We start from the raw sequence: 16877 nt of genomic DNA on the forward strand, positions 1-16877 counted from the left end.
TTAAGGTACTAACCTGATTACTCTGTAACCGGTATTTACATAAGCACCGTTAGCTTTGGATTTTACAAACTCAAATTTGGTAGCAAGCTGAGTCTGAACTTTATTCATTTGTTTAAAGATTTCTCCTTTTTTATTTTCTCTGGTTAACATGTCATTTACCACATCAAAACCTACGATCGCGTATTTAGGTGGAGTTTTGCAGTATTTAGTTTTATAAGCTGCCAGAATTTCTTTCTCAAAGCTACCGTCGGTGTTAATCTTTCTATCCATCAGATATACAAGACTTGCCTGGCTCAGCTCATCCACTTTCTTCTCAAAAACAGGAGAATAGAACATACTGAAGGCTTTTATTCCCTGAACTTCTTTGGACATCGCAATCATTCTGTTGGCAAAAGCATCTCCTGCAGTATTATCATCATTTGCTAAAATAGCAATAACCGGTGCAGACTGCCCTGTCATCATATTCTGATCCGGCTGAATATCTGCCGGGGAATTAACAATTATAATATTAGGGTTTTTCACCGCTTTTTCAAGGCCGGCTTTGATATAATTGGCATCTTCTTTTTTAGCATCTGCCACTATATATATTTTCTGATCTGAATAAATTCCTTTTACTTCTTCTACAATCTTATCAGCATATGTCTGATTGTTTGTTTCTACGATAATAAGGTTACTGTAGTTATAGAGTTCCGGAGAGTTGGCAAATGGTGCTACAACCGGAATTTTCTGATTTTTGGTAAAATCAAGAACATCAATGACATTGGACTTAAAGAAAGGTCCGATAATAAGATCTGTATTATCAGGATTGATCTGCGTTAAAGAGTTTTTGAACGAAGCTTCATTTCCTGAATCTACAACTTTGATATCCAGCTTTTGTCCTCCTCTTGCATTTCTTTCAATCGCCAGTTTAGCTCCTGTCAAAAAGTCGAGTGCCATTCCTCTGTATTGGGTTTCGTTGGTACTGTACCCAAAAGGAAGCATTAAGATAACACTTAGAGCATCACCGTTTTTCTTCACGTATGCTGCATCCTGCTTTTTGATTTTTAGAACCATTCCGGTTTTCAGACCGTGTGAAAGATCCGGATTCAGTGCTATAAGTTCATCAATAGAAACACCGAATTTATTAACAATAGAGAATACTGTATCTCCCTGCTGAACGGTGTAGGTTACATAATCATCACCTACTGCAACATTGGAGGCAGCTGTTGATTTTTCGTTCCCGGAATCCATTTTTGCTTTTGGATTGGTAGTTTCTGCAACGGCATCAGTATTGGCAGTTGTATTTGTTCTTTTTATTTTAATGGTATCCCCAGGTTTCAGTCCTTTTTCTTCCAATCCCGGATTTAAGGCATAAAGGTCCTGCTGGCTGATGCCAAACTGTTTTGTAATTCTGTAATAATTATCTTTCGCCTGAATCACATAAGACTCTCCTTCTACAGCAGGGGTAACCGTTGTAGGGTTCATCGTAGTTGTGTTTTTTTCTACAGCGGGTTCGGTATGTTTTTCTGCCGTCACAGCCTGTTGCTCACCACCATATTTTTTAATGCTGGCAAGAGGTAAGGTAATTTCGTCTCCGATTTTCATGTGAGAATCCAGTTCTGGATTCAGCTTTCTTAAATCAGTTTCAGAAATTCTGTATTGTTTTGTAATGCCATAGATCGTTTGTTTTGGCAGTAAAACAATTTTACCCAAAGAAGAAGCACTTGTTGTTGAAGTTGCTTTTTCTACCGGAACTGCTTTTGTTACAACCGGAGTGGCAGCTTTATCTGATTTTATAGTTAAAACATCACCGATCGCCAGTTTGCCATCTTTATGTTTTGGGTTTAGCTTCAGCAATTCATCTACAGTCATTCCATACTTTTTGGCAATATTGTAAGGATTATCACCTTGCACAACCGTATGTGATTTCTGGGCTGAAACTCCCAAAACCATACATAAACTGGATAGAATAAAAAACCTCTTTATCATATTCGATAATTATAATTTACAAAAATACTTCTTTAAAATTAAATGGCAACAATTATTAATTTTGAATCTTGAACCACCATTTCTTCCAAACAATTTTCAAGCCACGAATAGCCATAATCTGAAAAGAATACACTAAAGTTATAGACTCTCTCCTGCCATGTTTTTGCGGGATGAACATCTAAAAACAGATTTTCAAGCCGTTCCAGCAATTCATTTTGTTTTATTTTTTCAGCATGAAGCAGACGTTTTTTCATTCTTTTAAATGATTTTAATTGTCGTACTTCTTCCGCCTTCACCATGTTCCCGAAAGATTTTTCAGTGGTTTCTGCTGAAGCTTTCAGTGTAGAAAAACTATTGACCAATAATTCTTCTTTTTCTTCGAGTAATTGTAAAATCGGATTATCTTTCAAAATCTTCTGATTGGTAAGTACGGTGAAGTTCTGAAAAAAATCTTCAATTTTAAGATCAAGTTTCTCAATTTTTCCCAATGTTTTTTCTTTCAGAAAAAGCATAGAGTTTCTGGGAATCAGAATTGGGAACGGGATATTAATTTTTGAGAAATAATCTTTCAATTCCAGCCAGTACATGATTTCAGCATTGCCACCGATATAGGCTAAATTAGGAAGTACATTTTCCTGATATACCGGGCGCATCAATGCATTCGGACTGAATTTCTCAGGGTGGTTTTCCAATTCTGCAAGAATTTCTTCTTCTGTAAACTGGATAGGCTTATCTACAATACTATACTTCTGTCCGTTAAATTCTATTCTGTCTCTCGTTTCAGAAAGGTAGAAAAGATTTATTTCACGTGGGTTTACCTGAACTTTTCCATATTTTTCTGTAAGAAACTTTACTTTATCTTCAGAAGTTTTCTGTAAGCTGCAATGAAGAAGTTCATCTTTAAAAATCTCCTTCATCAGGTTTTTAAGTTCTTTAGAATCTCCATCCAGAATCAAAAGTCCGAATTCTGAGAAAAGACGGTTGACAAGAATCTTAATAGCTTGCGTTAAAGTGTTTCCAGCTTTATAAGCTTCCTTCATCATTAAGATCAGCTCTGTACCGAAAACAGAATCTTTGAATTCTTTTTCAAATTCCGAAATAAAATAGGTATCACTGATTTCAATTCTCCCTACCGGACCTCCGGATTTTTCGTTGGTTTCGTAATAGTTATTTTCGGTTTTAAAATGATTGATCTCCGCAAAGTCATGATCCTCTGAAGCCATCCAATACACCGGAACAAAATTAAAATCCGGGAAGTTTTCCTTCAGATAGGTACATGTCTTTATGGTCTGAAGAATTTTGTACACAAAGAAAACAGGCCCTGAAAACAGGTTCAACTGATGTCCTGTTGTTATCGTAAATGTGTTAGGCAGTTTAAGATTCTCAAGATTTTCTCTCTGCTTTGAAGAAAGAGAAAAGTTTTCTGATTGTCCTTCAAACACATCAGCTAAAATGCTTCTTTTTTCAGAGGTGAAAGAATCTTTCTTCAGATGAATCTGCTGTCTGAAATGTTCTAAGGAAAATGTATTATTTTCAAAACCCTCAATTTTCTGATTTAAAAAATCTTTTACCAGCTGAGGAATACTTTCTATATCGTTAAATGATATTTTATTAATTGTTTTCAACCTGTATCGTTTTTAGTTGAACAAATACCACACGATTCCGATATTCAATCTGAAATCATACACCGGATAATGTGGAAATGCATATGCTTTGTTATTGGAAATAACAGTTCCTATCTGCTGTCCTTCTATGAAAAAGAACATTTTTTTCACTTTCATATTAATATAAATATCGGCAATAGGCTGTCCTCCAATTGAAAATGAATCTGCTCTTGGAAGGATATATTCATTAAGAACAGGGAAATAGTCTCTTGATGCAAACTTAGAGAAATAGTATACTTTAACACCTGCCTGAATTTCTGCTGCTTTTTTGAAAGCCTGGGTCTGATAGAAGAAATTGGCTCTACCGATGAAACCTGGCATTGGAAGCAGATCTTTGTTCGTTAAGGTATTCTGGAAATGCACTCTTGTATTCAGATGGAATTTGTTGAAGCTGAATGTAGCATCACCTCCAATCTGAGAAATATTCACTGAATTGTCACTTTGTTTCGGGCTTCCATTGCTGTCAAAGTATGTATAGTTATCAATTCTGAAATAATTGGCAAAAATTTCAGTTTTAAACCATTTCAGATTAATGCTTCCTCCCACTTCCATTACAGACTGGTTTTTTGCATTTTCAAGATAATAATTGAAGTTATTATAAACAGAAGTATTCAATAAATAATTGAATGAAGGATATGCACTTTGGAAGTTTACCTTTGCATTCACGAAATAATCTTTGATAGGCTCAAACTTCAGATTATTGGTTGTCTTCAGATAACTTTTAAACTGACTTCCGTTTGAAAACTCAAGGAATGAATTCAATTGAATTTTATCCCAAAGTTTTACCTGCAGGTTTCCTACAGCTCCGATTCTGTTTTCTTTCAGCTCACCCGGAAAAGGTACATTGTTGAGTGCAACAACATCTCTTATTCCGAATTTGATTATCTGATAACGTACCCCGGCATCCAGTTTGAATTTTTCATTATTAAAAATCAAGCTTACGGTATTACTGAAATTCTCGGAGTATTTTTTGGTTGTCAGTGGAAAGCCGTTCACCAATTCAGCAGGATCATCATACCAATAAGGCTCCAAAGCAGTTTGGTTATAGTAATATTTGTTTCCCTGATGAGAAAGAATATGTCTTATACTAAAAGGAAATTTCTCAGAATTAAAGGGCGTAAACTGATGACTCAGGTAGTATCTTCTGTAAGAAAACTGGGAGCTTGAAGATGCGAGATTTACCTGCGCATTTTGTCTGTTGCTATAATTGCTGTCTCCACTTTGAAACAGATTATCTTCGGTAATCCCTCCACTTTCCTGATTATTTACATTCTGATGAAGATAATGGGCAAAAAGTTCATAATTCCCCCTTTTGGAAACATAGTGTCCCGAAAATAAAGTATTGTTATTCGCTGACAAGGAATTTCTGTAAAGTCCCTGCGAACGAAGCCCCATATATTCAAGAGCAAAGTTGAATCTTTTTCCGATATTCTGAGTATAGGTAGACTTTAAAGCAGCCCCGTTTCGCATTGCATTATGATAAATAAATGATGCAGTAGGTGTTTTTACATCATAGTATTTCACATCATTGGCTCCAATAATCATGTAAGATTTATTGGATGGCAACAGGGAAAGATTTTCCTCCGCATTGACTTCGAATACAAGGGGATTAAATCCTGATCCAATATTGGCAGGCTGTATTCTTCCGAAATTGTCTTTATTATTTTGCTGTGAAAAGATATAGGTTTTATCAAAGGTCATTACCGTATCAAAAACTTTCTTTTCAGAAAACTGGGTCTGATACTGGTAATCATTAATAGTAGGTTTGAAAATTTTCAGGGAATCTTTTTTCCCGGAATCTATCACAAGAGTGTCTTCTTTTTGGGATTGAGGTTTAGTCTCTGCTTTATTCACGACCTGAGCCTTGGCTGCAAAACCTAAAGAGAAGAGTATGAAAAGGATGTACTTCATTATTCATTATTGTACAGCAAAAATAAGAAATAAAAGGACATAAAAAACCCCTGCTTTGAGCAGGGGTTCTGTATAATATGATTATTGTATGATTAATAACCAGGGTTTTGTTGAGCATTTGGATTTGCAGAAATCTCAGATAATGGCACTGGTAGTGTATATCTGTAATCACCGTTCTCCAGATTAGAAGTTAATACAATATCATCTGTATTGTTTCTATCCATTTTTGTACCAGCTTTAACCGCCAGACGCTTAAGGTCAATATAACGATGCCCTTCAAGAGCAAGCTCTATACGTCTTTCTTTTAAGACATCAGCCCATGCAGCTTGTGCACTAGCATAAGTCGGAGCAGTAGTTGTACCTCTAAAGTTTCTTGCGTCTCTTACAGTTTTGATATAATTAGCAGCAGTTGAAAGCTGACCATCATTAACTGCACATTCAGCTAATATAAAGTACATTTCTGAAAGTCTGAAAAGCTTAATATCATTTCTAGTGTTCGTTCCTGCTTTACCCGGATATTTATCAACTACTAAACGATCGGTAGATCTAGTCTGACCTAAGTTATTAGGATATAAAGCTGCATAGTTCGGATTAGGAGAAGTAGTAGGATCCCTATTAGTAAGGAATCGTATATCTCCTTTAGCACCAACATTTGCTCCTGTTACATCTCCGTAGCCTTCTAGGAATAAGTTATATAAGTTACGACCCCAGAACCACATTGGTGCACCTGAAAGGGAAGAACTATTCGTATTCCAAACAGCACCAATAGGCAACCCATTTCCACCTAATGCAATACGTCCTAGAGAAAGGATAGACTCTCCTCTATTCTGATCAACCCACATTTGACGATAAGGATTGAACGATGTACCTACATTAGTTGATAATTGTCCGTAAAATGAATTTCTCCATGCATTCCCGTTATTTGCCACAGCTTGATTAAGTGGGTTACCATTTGCATCGGTAATTGTAATAGTAGCAGGAAATTCCTGACCATCAACCACATAATCTCTCGGTTGCGCTGTAGGGTTTGCTGAGTGGTAAGAGCTAGTTACAGGATTAGGTCCAAATGTAAAAGGAGTAGCTTTAGCTAATGGGAAACCACCAGTGGCAGCTGCGTCTACTACCGCTTGTGCGTAAGTTTTAGCTTTTGCATAATCTCCTTTATACAAGAAATATCTAGCAGAAATTGCATTAACAGCACTTTTACCAATAAAATATTGATTAGTTCCTTCAGCTGTCAGAACACTTCTTGCTGCTGTTAAATCTTCTTCAATAAATGCATAAATATCTGAATTTTTTGATCTTGGTAATTTTGTATTTAATTCAGGTACGTCTTTAATCAAGATCACCCCTAATGCATTAGGATCTGTCATATTCGTAGAAAATAGCGACTCTAATTGCAGATAAGCATACGCTCTCATCGCTCTTGCCTGAGCTACAATTTGCTTTAATCTCGTAGCGTCTGCTGTACTAACAGGTGTAATTCCAGCAGAACCTCTAATCAAACGGTTAACGTGGTTGATTACAGCATAGTTATTTTGCCAAATTTCTGCAACTCTTGGCTCCTGTGAAGTTAAGAAGTAACGGTGTAACTGAAATTCTTGCCCACCACTAGACGCTCCTGGTTTCACTTCATCTGAAAGCACTGCAGAAACATGAATTGGATATTGAGGCTCTAATGTCCCATATACGTTCCCCATCATATAATTGTATAGGGCATCAGTAGTTTTAAACGGAGCACCATTGTCCTCTACAGTTCCTGGTTGCAAATTCGTCTCAATTGCATCATTACAGCTCTGTAATGTCCCTAAAGAAACTAAAACAGAACCAATTATAGATATATTTAAAATTAATTTTTTCATTTCAACTTATTATTAAAATTGCACATTAAGTCCTACTGAAATCGTTTTTGGATTTGGATAAACACCTAATGAATATGCAAACATTGGTTCAGGATCATACCCTTTCCACTTTGTAAATGTTGCTAAATTTTCACCTTGAACAAATACTTTAATTCCTGTAATAGGAAGATTTTTCAATAAATCTTTATTAAAGTTATATCCAAAAGTTATATTCTTCAGACGAATAAAGTCAGTTTTGAAAAGGAATCTATCTGAAGAACCTTCCAATCCTGTATTATTTGCAGTCATAGACGGAATATTTGTATTTGGATTATCAGGAGTCCAAGAGTTTAAGATATCCCCAGCAAAGTTTGCTCCGGTACCTAATGAACTAGGATCCATTAACCAAGAATAAACGTTGTCATACATCCATCCTCCAGCTTGGTAGCTAAACAATACATCAGCAAACCATCCTTTGTAATTAGCATTTACACCAAATCCTCCAGTAAATTTAGGAACATAAGATTTCCCTGTCAATACTTTATCATCTGGAGAAGGAGATTCTGTCACTTGTCCATCTTTTCCAATAAATTGCTGCTCTCCAGTAGCCGGGTTAACACCTACATAATGATACAGATTCCATTGTCCGATAGGACCTCCTGCAGCATTTACATTATCATCGGAAAGATCGGCTCCGTCGAATGATAAAATCTTGTTCTTATTGTAAGCACCGTTTGCAAATATAGAAACACTGTAGTCCTGATTTTTCAGAATATTGAATCTTAAAGAAGCTTCAATACCTTTATTTTCAAGTTCTCCATTATTACCATTGATTGTATATTGTCCTGTAACAGCAGATAATGTGATCGAATTAAATAATCTTTCTGTCTTTTTTCTATAAACATCAACAGTACCTTCTACAAAATTTCTAAACAAACCAAAATCTACTCCAATATTGGCCTGGCTTACTTTTTCCCATTTAACATTTGGGTTACCTATCACAGCATTGTATCCTACAGAATTCATATATCCTGTATTACTAGCTATTAAGTCAGTATAAATGTTTGTACCTACAAATAAAGGGTTACCATTATTCGCTGGTTGTATTAAGTTCTGGTTACCAGTAGTACCGTAAGATCCTCTAAGCTTTAACATATTTACAGCAGTAGACCCCTCAAGGAAGCTTTCTTTCTCAATATTCCAACGTCCTCCTACTGACCAGAATGTTTCCCATCTGTTTTCTTTAGGGAATCTATAAGATCCATCTCTTCTTACTGTTGCACTTACCCCATATTTACCAGCATAATCATATTCTAATGTTCCGATTACAGCCAATGTTCCTGCATTAATTTTACCTGCAGATACTTGTGGTACATATAAAGATGGAGTTGCCGGATTAAATGGAATATATCCAGTTCCTGCACCAAATGCCCAGTTAAATGGATCTAAACCATTCTGAGTATTACTCTTAAATAGATAATGAGCTTTCAGATAATCTAAATAAGCAGCAACTGTTAGTGAATGTTCACCAAATTTTTTATCAAAAGTAATATTAGATACAGAGTTAAATGTCAAATCTTTTGTATTTGTCATCTGTTCAAAACCTCCGTATTGAGCTCCTGACGCTCTGGCTGCAAGGGAAAGATATCCTGTAGGGTTACGTGCAAAAGTACGGTCACTTTCTCTGAAATCCATACCTGTTCTGTTTCCTACAGATAACCAATCTGTAATTTTATAGTTTACATTCGCATTGGCTAGTATTGAAGTTTCAGTGAATAAATTCACAATTCCTCCTCTTACAATATCTGCAAGAACCCAACCCGGGTAATTTGTTCCTGCTCCACCGATCTGGTTAAACATATCCTGCCCATTAATGAATGGGTATGGCTCTAAATAACCTGGTGTTCTTAAAGAACCGAACAATGGGTTTTGAATAATATTTGCAGAAATATTATCGTTTGTTTCCTGATCTAGCTGATGACGTTTAGAATATCCTACAGCCATTTGCATTCCGAAAGTCAGCTTTCCATTATCTGATTTACCAGTTAAGTTATTTCTTAAAGTAAATCTTTGGAAGTCTGTAGATCTGAATGTTCCATCAGTATTTAAGTATCCTAAGGATGTATAATTATTAATATTTTTCCCTCCGGCAGTAATCCCTAAAGTATGTTGTTGTAACATAGCTGTCTGAAAGAATTGCTTATTCCAATCTGTATCAGTTTTCCAAGCATTAATTTCATCTTGAGTCATATCTCCACCATCTCCAACTCCATATTGGTGTTCCAGATTCAATAAATCTTTTGCACCTAACATATTGTATTTAGTTTTAGGTAATACAGAGAATGAAGTAAGCATGTCATATGTTACTCTTAATCCACTATTGTATTTAGCATTTTTAGTATTGATAACAACAACACCATTCGCCCCTCTGTTACCATAGATTGCAGTAGCTTGTGCATCCTTCAGAATACTGATATTATCAATATCCTCTGGATTCAAGTTTCTAAATTGGGATGCAGAAGTAATTAATCCATCAATAACGTAAAGAGGATCTGTCGATGCATTGATGGAAGACAGACCACGCACCATAACATTAATCTTTCCAGAACCTGGTGATCCAGAAGTTGAATTAATACTGATACCAGGAGCATTTCCTTGAAGAGAATTAATAAACGAAACATTCGGACGATTCTCAAGAGCCTTAGAGTCAATTGTCACTGATGCAGCAGTAGACTTAGCCTTGGTACTTTTTTTGCTATACCCTAAAACAACTACCTCCTCAATTTGTTTGGTATTTTTAGTCGTGTCGGTTTGAGCAAATACAGCTTGTCCTGAAAAAAACAAGACACCAGCCGTTAATACACTTAGTTTAACATTCATATTAACAAATTTTAATATATTTAATGAGCAAATATGTTAATAAATATTAACATCCACAAATTAAACTAACGTTTAAACGCTTGTTTTTTTTAATGTTTCATCTAAAATTTGCGTAAATCAAATAGGATTCAATAACAATAGACAGTTTTTATTCAATAAAAAATATTTTTTTCATTAATAAAATTCATTTTAACAAATTATTAATAATTCAAGAAAAATTATTTAGAACTATTATAAATTAATAGAGGTGGAAAAATAAAAAAACCACTTTATAAAAAAGTGGTTTTCACATATTTAGGATATATTTATTTCAGTTTCTTCTTAACTGCTACTTCTTCGTAAACTTCAAGGATATCTCCGATTTCAATATCATTGTAACCTTTCAGATTCAGACCACATTCGTAACCTTTCGTTACTTCCTTAACATCATCTTTGAAACGTTTCAAACTTTCAAGTTCACCGTCGAATTTAACAATACCATCTCTTAGTAGACGTACTTTAGATTGTCTTGTTACTTTTCCGGTAAGAACCATACAACCTGCAATGGTTCCTACTTTAGAAATCTTGAATACCTCACGGATTTCAACATTACCAATTACCTGTTCCTGAATTTCCGGAGAAAGCATTCCCTCCATCGCTTCTTTTACTTCATCGATTGCTTTATAGATTACAGAGTAAGTTCTGATCTCAATTTCTTCACGATCTGCAAGTTCTTTTGCATTGGCACCCGCTCTTACATTGAATCCAATGATGATGGCATCTGATGCTGCCGCTAAGTTGATATCAGATTCAGTGATCTGTCCAACACCTGAGTGAAGAATTTTAACACTGATTTCTTCTGTTGATAATCTTTGTAACTGATCAGAAAGAGCTTCTACGGAACCATCCACGTCCCCTTTAAGGATAATGTTCAGTTCTTTGAATTCTCCTAAAGCAATACGTCTACCCAATTCTTCAAGTGTCGTATGCTTCTTCGTTCTGATGGATAATTCTCTTTGTAGTTGTTCCCTTTTATTGGCAATAGCTTTACCTTCACTTTCGTCAGCATATACACGGAATTTATCACCTGCAGTAGGCGCTCCGTCCAAACCTAAAATTGTTGCAGGAATTGATGGCCCGGCTTCTTTTAGATTTTTTCCTCTTTCATCAAGCAAAGCTTTTACTTTACCGTGATTTTTACCTGCTACTACATAATCACCTACTCTTAAAGTTCCGGTCTGTACCAACATTGTTGCTACATAACCTCTACCTTTATCTAAAGATGCTTCAATAACAACTCCGTTTGCTGCACGGTCCGGATTTGCTTTCAACTCAAGCATTTCAGCCTGTAGTAAAACTTTTTCCAACAATACATCTACGTTATTACCGAATTTAGCTGAAATCTCCTGTGCCTGAACATTTCCACCCCATTCTTCTACTAAAACCGGTGGATTTAATCCTGATAACTGCTGACGGATGTTGTCCGGGTTTGCGTTCGGCTTATCTACTTTGTTGATAGCAATAATCATTGGTACTCCTGCAGCCTGAGCGTGGGCAATAGCTTCTTTTGTTTGAGGCATCACATCATCATCAGCAGCAATTACGATAATGGCAATATCTGTAATCTGTGCACCTCTTGCTCTCATCGCCGTAAAGGCTTCGTGACCTGGTGTATCTAAGAAAGTAATTCTCTGACCGTTTTCCAGTTTCACGTTATAAGCACCAATGTGCTGAGTAATCCCTCCGGATTCACCGGCAATTACGTTTGTTTTTCTAATGTAGTCCAACAATGAAGTCTTACCGTGGTCAACGTGTCCCATTACAGTAACTACAGGAGCTCTCTGCAATAAGCTTTCTTCAGTATCTACTTCATCTTCTGCATCTGTATCTTCAAGATCAGCATCTGAGAATTCAATTTTATAACCGAATTCATCTGCTACTAATAATAAGGTATCAGCTTCAAGTCTTTGGTTCATCGTAACCATTACCCCTAATGAGAAACAAGCAGAAATTACTTCAGTTGGAGAAACATTCATCAAACTTGCCAATTCACCTACTGTGATGAATTCTGTTACTTTAAGAGTTCTGTCTTGTGCTTCAAGCTCCTGCTGACGCTCATCCTGTTCTCTACGGAAAGTTCTCTTGTCTTTTCTGTGTTTTGCAGATTTAGATTTCCCTCCTTTATTAGTAAGTTTTTCTAATGTTTCCTTGATCTGGTTCTTAACTTGCTCATCAGTTAGCTCAACCGGCATAACTCTTTGCCCAGGTCTGTTGTTCTGACCTCCTTTTTTGAAGCCACCACCTTGACCTTGACGGTTTCCACCACCCTGGTTATTTCCAAAACGGTTTCCGCCCTGGCCACCTTGACCTTGAGGACGATTTCCTTGTCCTCCCTGACCACCTTGGCGGTTTCCACCTTGTCCACCGTTGTTATTATGCTGACGGTTTCCTTGGCCTTGCCCACCTTGGTTGTTGTTATTATTTCCAGAGTTTTGATTATTCCCCTGACCTTGTTGGTTATTCTGGCCACCAGGTTTTTCAATTCTCTTTCTTTTCTTTTTTGCTCCGGCACCTGGCTTTGGCGCAAACTGAGTCAAATCGATCTTTTCCCCAACAATCTTAGGACCGTCAAGTTTCTGATATACTGTCTCAATTTTTTGTGGTTCCTGAGATTCAGGTTCAGCCTCAGCTTTTGGAGTTTCCACTTTTTTCTCCTCTGCAACCACTGGTTTTGGAGTTTCTTTTATTGGTTCCACAGGTTTAACTTCTTCTTTTTTCTCCTCCATTTTTGGTTTGTCTTTTTTCACAGGTCTGTTTCTAGATTCTATTTGAGACAAATCAATTTTATCCAAAACTTTAAATTCCTGCTTTTCTGGCGCTGCTTTAACTTCCGGCTGTTGTTCTTCTTTCACGATTTCTTCTTTCTTTTCTTCAACCGGTGTCGCAACAGGAGCCACAGGAGCTGCAGGAGCTTCTTCAACTTCAGGCTTCTTAGGTTCTAAGTCTATTTTACCTAAAATTCTAGTTTCTGGTTTATTTGCTTTAGCTCTTATCACTTCAGGGGTTTTCTTTTCTTCAATTTCCAGCTTTTCTTCCGGAACTTTAGTGATCACCACCTCATGGGAAGCCTTTCTTTGTTCGCCGTCTTTAGCAAACTCAGCCTCCAATGCAGAATATGCCGCTTCTTCCAATTGAGCGTTAGGATTGCTTTCAACTTCAAAACCCCTTGATTGTAAAAACTCTACTAATCTGGACATCGAAATGTTGAATTCCTTAACCGCTTTATTTAATCTAATTTTTGGCATTTATATTATTTACTGTTTTTTAATTTTTAAAATTAAAGTATTTCCTTTTTACTGTTTATTAAAATTTATTTAAAATCTTAATCTTCAAATTCTTCTCTCAGAATACGTTTAACCTCTTCGATGGTTTCTTCTTCAAGGTCTACCATATTTAAAAGACTTTCAGTTTCTTTATCCAATACTGATTTTGCAGTCGTAAGTCCTACTTTCTTAAACTCATCCAAAATCCACTGCTCGATATCATCGTTAAATTCTCTCAATTCAACATCGTCATCCTCGCTGGACTCTCTGTATACATCAATTTCATATCCTGACAACCAAGAAGCCAATCTGATATTCTGACCTTGTTTTCCAATTACTTTAGAAATCTCTTCAACAGGAGTATATACTAATGCATAGTTTTGATCCTCATTGATGTCAATTTTATTGACTGTAACATTTCCTAATGCTCTCTTCACCAAAATCTCAGGGTTTTTAGACCACTGAATAACATCGATGTTTTCATTTCTCAACTCTCTTACAACGCCATGAATTCTGGATCCTTTTACTCCTACACAAGCTCCTACCGGATCAATTCTGTCATCATAAGCATCTACCGCAATCTTCGCCTTTTCACCAGGAATTCTCACTACCTTTTTCAGGATAATTGTTCCGTCCTGGATTTCAGGAATTTCCAGCTCTAATAACTTCTCAAGGAATTTAGGTGCAGTTCTGGAAATAATAATCTGTGGTTTAGAACCTTTAAAATCTACTGTCTCAACAATAGCTCTGATATTCTCACCCTTTTTAAAGAAATCGGATGGGATCTGGTTTTCTTTTGGTAAAATAAATTCATTTCCTTCATCATCCAGCAGAATCACGTGCTTATGACGGATGTGGTGGATTTCTCCAACAACAATTTCACCAATTTTATCTCTAAACTGTTCGTACAGCATTGCATTATTGTGTTCCTGAAGTTTTGTAGCAAGGATTTGCTTAAGGGTAAGAATATTTCTTCTTCCCAACTGTGCAACAGGAATTTCCATTGTAAAGTCCTCACCTACTTCGAAGGTAGGGTCAATCTTCTTCGCTTCAGAAATTTCAATTTCCAAATCGTCATCTTCAGACATTTCGTCCTCTACAATTGTTTTATTTAAAAATATCTGAAAATCTCCTTTATCCGGGTTTACAATCACATCAAAATGATCATCTGAATCGAATCTTTTTCTTAAAAGAGTCTTCAGTGAATCTTCAATAATTGCCATAAGATCAATCTTACTGATCCCTTTTTCGTCTTTAAAATCACCAAAGGATTCAATCAACGCTATATTATCCATCTATTCTTTTTTCTTTTTAAAATTTAATTACTACTAATGCTTTTTTGATCTCAGGATAAGAAATCTCTTTCTCTTCCTCCACATCTACTTTTCCTTTTCCGATATCTTTCGGCTTACGGTAACGTAAAACAAGTGTGATCTTCTCATCGTCTACTTTTGACAATTCCCCTTCAATTTTAGAAGAATCCTCCAGCATCACCTCAATCTCTCTTCCAATGTTTTTACTGAACTGTCTTGGTGTGGATAATGGCTCGCTCAGTCCGGCAGACATCACCTGAAGGCTGAAGTCATGCTCTTCACGATCCATATTAAATTCGATTGCGCGGCTTGCATCAAGGCAGTCCTGCAAAGAAACTCCGTTATCACCATCCAAAATCACTGTAATATCATCCCCTGGAGAAATTTTAAGATCAATAAGAAACAGATCTTTTCTGGTCTCAAGGAATTCATTTAATAATTCTTCAATTCTTTTTCTAAACTCCATATATTTTTATCTTGATTTACAGTACGAAAAAAGGCTTTCTTCCGAAGCCTTCCCATTTTTTCCGTAAATCCATTGCAAATATAAGCTTTTTTTCTAAAAATGCAAAATAATCTTAAGTATCAAGTAAATAGGGGCAGATTCATTTACAATAAATTAAAAGAATATGTCGGAGGATTTTTATTACTTTTGTCTCTAGAATTTTAAAACAGACATTTTGAATATAACGATTGTAGGAACAGGTTATGTGGGATTAGTTACAGGAACTACTCTGGCAGAACTTGGCAATTCAGTATACTGTGTTGATATTGATGAAAAAAAAGTAGAAGGTATGAAAAACGGCATTGTTCCCATCTATGAGCCGAACCTTGAAGAAATGTTTTTAAGAAACATCCAGTCTGAAAGATTATTTTTCACTACCAATCTTAAAGAGGCTTTAGACAAAAGCGAAGTTATATACCTGGCGTTGCCAACTCCTCCGGGAGAAGATGGATCTGCGGATCTGTCTTATGTACTTCAGGTAGCTAATAATATAGGTGAAATGATGACTGAATACAAAGTCATTGTCAATAAAAGTACTGTTCCTGTGGGAACTGCAGACAGAGTGAGAGAAACAATTTCTTCCAAAACAGACATCCCTTTTGATGTGGTTTCAAATCCTGAATTTTTAAGAGAAGGGTTTGCTGTTGAAGATTCAATGAATCCATCAAGAGTTGTAGTAGGGGCAAGTTCGGACAAAGCCAAAGACATTATGTCTAAAATATACCAGCCTTTTACCAATACCGGAATTCCCATCATTTTCATGGATGAGAAATCATCAGAGCTTACCAAATATGCTGCGAACTCATTTTTAGCGGTAAAAATCACCTTCATGAACGAAATTGCCAACTATTGTGAAAAAGTAGGCGCGGACGTAGATAAGGTAAGACTGGGAATGGGTAGCGACGACAGAATCGGGCACAGATTCTTATTCCCGGGCATCGGATATGGAGGCAGCTGCTTTCCTAAAGATGTAAAAGCACTTATAAAATCCGGAAAACAGGAAGATTTTAATTTCCAGATCCTGGAAGCTACTGAAAATGTAAATACCACCCAGAAAGTTATCTTAGTGTCTGAAATTGAAAAATATTTCGGTGGAAGTATTAAAGGAAAGAAAATCGCCATGTGGGGACTAGCCTTTAAAGCAAACACAGATGACATCAGAGAAGCTTCATCTTTAGACAACATCGCTCTACTATTGGAGAAAGGTGCAGAGATCATTGCTTATGATGCTGTTGCGGAAAGGAATGTTCAGAAGCTTTTAGGTGATACAATACAATACGCCAAAGGAATGTATGATGCACTGGATGATGTGGACGCACTATTTATTGCTACAGAATGGCCGGAATTCAAAAATCCTAATTTTGAACTGATGGCTAAAAAAATGAAAAACAAAGTCATTTTTGACGGCAGAAATATGTACCCGCTGGAAATCCCGGAACAAAACGGATTTCATTATAAAAGTATAGGAAGAAAGACCATCACAAAATAAATCA

General features: G+C 36.3%; 9 protein-coding genes. 1 reads left to right on the forward strand and 8 read right to left on the reverse strand.

The window, feature by feature from the left end; all coding sequences use genetic code 11:
* The 8 genes from RAH34_RS12830 to rimP all read right to left on the reverse strand — a co-directional run bounded on the left by RAH34_RS12830 (nt 1) and on the right by rimP (nt 15345).
* The gene (locus tag RAH34_RS12830; protein WP_306596396.1) at nt 1-1968 is read right to left on the reverse strand and encodes a LysM peptidoglycan-binding domain-containing protein; all 1968 of its coding nucleotides are present in this window, start codon (nt 1966-1968) and stop codon (nt 1-3) included.
* Between the two features lie 38 nt (nt 1969-2006).
* On the reverse strand, nt 2007-3593 hold the full coding sequence (gene bshC / locus RAH34_RS12835) for a bacillithiol biosynthesis cysteine-adding enzyme BshC (RefSeq protein ID WP_306596397.1): 1587 nt from the start codon (nt 3591-3593) through the stop codon (nt 2007-2009).
* Between the two features lie 12 nt (nt 3594-3605).
* Nucleotides 3606-5543, reverse strand: coding sequence for a putative porin (locus tag RAH34_RS12840; protein WP_306596398.1), 1938 nt, complete (start codon nt 5541-5543; stop codon nt 3606-3608).
* A 92-nt stretch (nt 5544-5635) separates the two neighbouring features.
* Nucleotides 5636-7405, reverse strand: coding sequence for a RagB/SusD family nutrient uptake outer membrane protein (locus tag RAH34_RS12845; RefSeq protein ID WP_306596399.1), 1770 nt, complete (start codon nt 7403-7405; stop codon nt 5636-5638).
* A 12-nt stretch (nt 7406-7417) separates the two neighbouring features.
* Entirely contained in the window at nt 7418-10264 is a 2847-nt protein-coding gene (locus RAH34_RS12850; RefSeq protein WP_114819881.1) for a SusC/RagA family TonB-linked outer membrane protein, read from the reverse strand.
* A 305-nt stretch (nt 10265-10569) separates the two neighbouring features.
* Nucleotides 10570-13548 (reverse strand): translation initiation factor IF-2, encoded by a 2979-nt coding sequence (infB, locus tag RAH34_RS12855; RefSeq protein ID WP_114819880.1) that lies wholly within the window; start codon nt 13546-13548, stop codon nt 10570-10572.
* Nucleotides 13549-13625: 77 nt separating this feature from the next.
* Nucleotides 13626-14861: a transcription termination factor NusA gene (gene nusA, locus RAH34_RS12860; RefSeq protein WP_034691439.1), complete on the reverse strand. Its 1236-nt coding sequence runs from the start codon at nt 14859-14861 to the stop codon at nt 13626-13628.
* Nucleotides 14862-14877: 16 nt separating this feature from the next.
* Entirely contained in the window at nt 14878-15345 is a 468-nt protein-coding gene (rimP, locus tag RAH34_RS12865; protein WP_114819879.1) for a ribosome assembly cofactor RimP, read from the reverse strand.
* A gap of 214 nt (nt 15346-15559) precedes the next feature.
* Between rimP and RAH34_RS12870 the strand changes: the two genes are divergently transcribed.
* On the forward strand, nt 15560-16873 hold the full coding sequence (locus RAH34_RS12870) for a UDP-glucose/GDP-mannose dehydrogenase family protein (RefSeq protein WP_306596400.1): 1314 nt from the start codon (nt 15560-15562) through the stop codon (nt 16871-16873).
* Nucleotides 16874-16877 lie beyond the last annotated feature (4 nt).

The sequence above is a fragment of the Chryseobacterium sp. WLY505 genome (assembly GCF_030846215.1).
Taxonomy (GTDB): Bacteria; Bacteroidota; Bacteroidia; order Flavobacteriales; family Weeksellaceae; genus Chryseobacterium.

Bases quoted from the DNA above. Each gene is read 5' to 3' on its own strand.
- RAH34_RS12830 (WP_306596396.1), bottom strand. From the start codon at position 1,968: ATGATAAAGAGGTTTTTTATTCTATCCAGTTTATGTATGGTTTTGGGA.
- RAH34_RS12840 (WP_306596398.1), bottom strand. From the start codon at position 5,543: ATGAAGTACATCCTTTTCATACTCTTCTCTTTAGGTTTTGCAGCCAAG.
- RAH34_RS12845 (WP_306596399.1), bottom strand. From the start codon at position 7,405: ATGAAAAAATTAATTTTAAATATATCTATAATTGGTTCTGTTTTAGTT.
- RAH34_RS12850 (WP_114819881.1), bottom strand. From the start codon at position 10,264: ATGAATGTTAAACTAAGTGTATTAACGGCTGGTGTCTTGTTTTTTTCA.
- infB (WP_114819880.1), bottom strand. From the start codon at position 13,548: ATGCCAAAAATTAGATTAAATAAAGCGGTTAAGGAATTCAACATTTCG.
- nusA (WP_034691439.1), bottom strand. From the start codon at position 14,861: ATGGATAATATAGCGTTGATTGAATCCTTTGGTGATTTTAAAGACGAA.
- rimP (WP_114819879.1), bottom strand. From the start codon at position 15,345: ATGGAGTTTAGAAAAAGAATTGAAGAATTATTAAATGAATTCCTTGAG.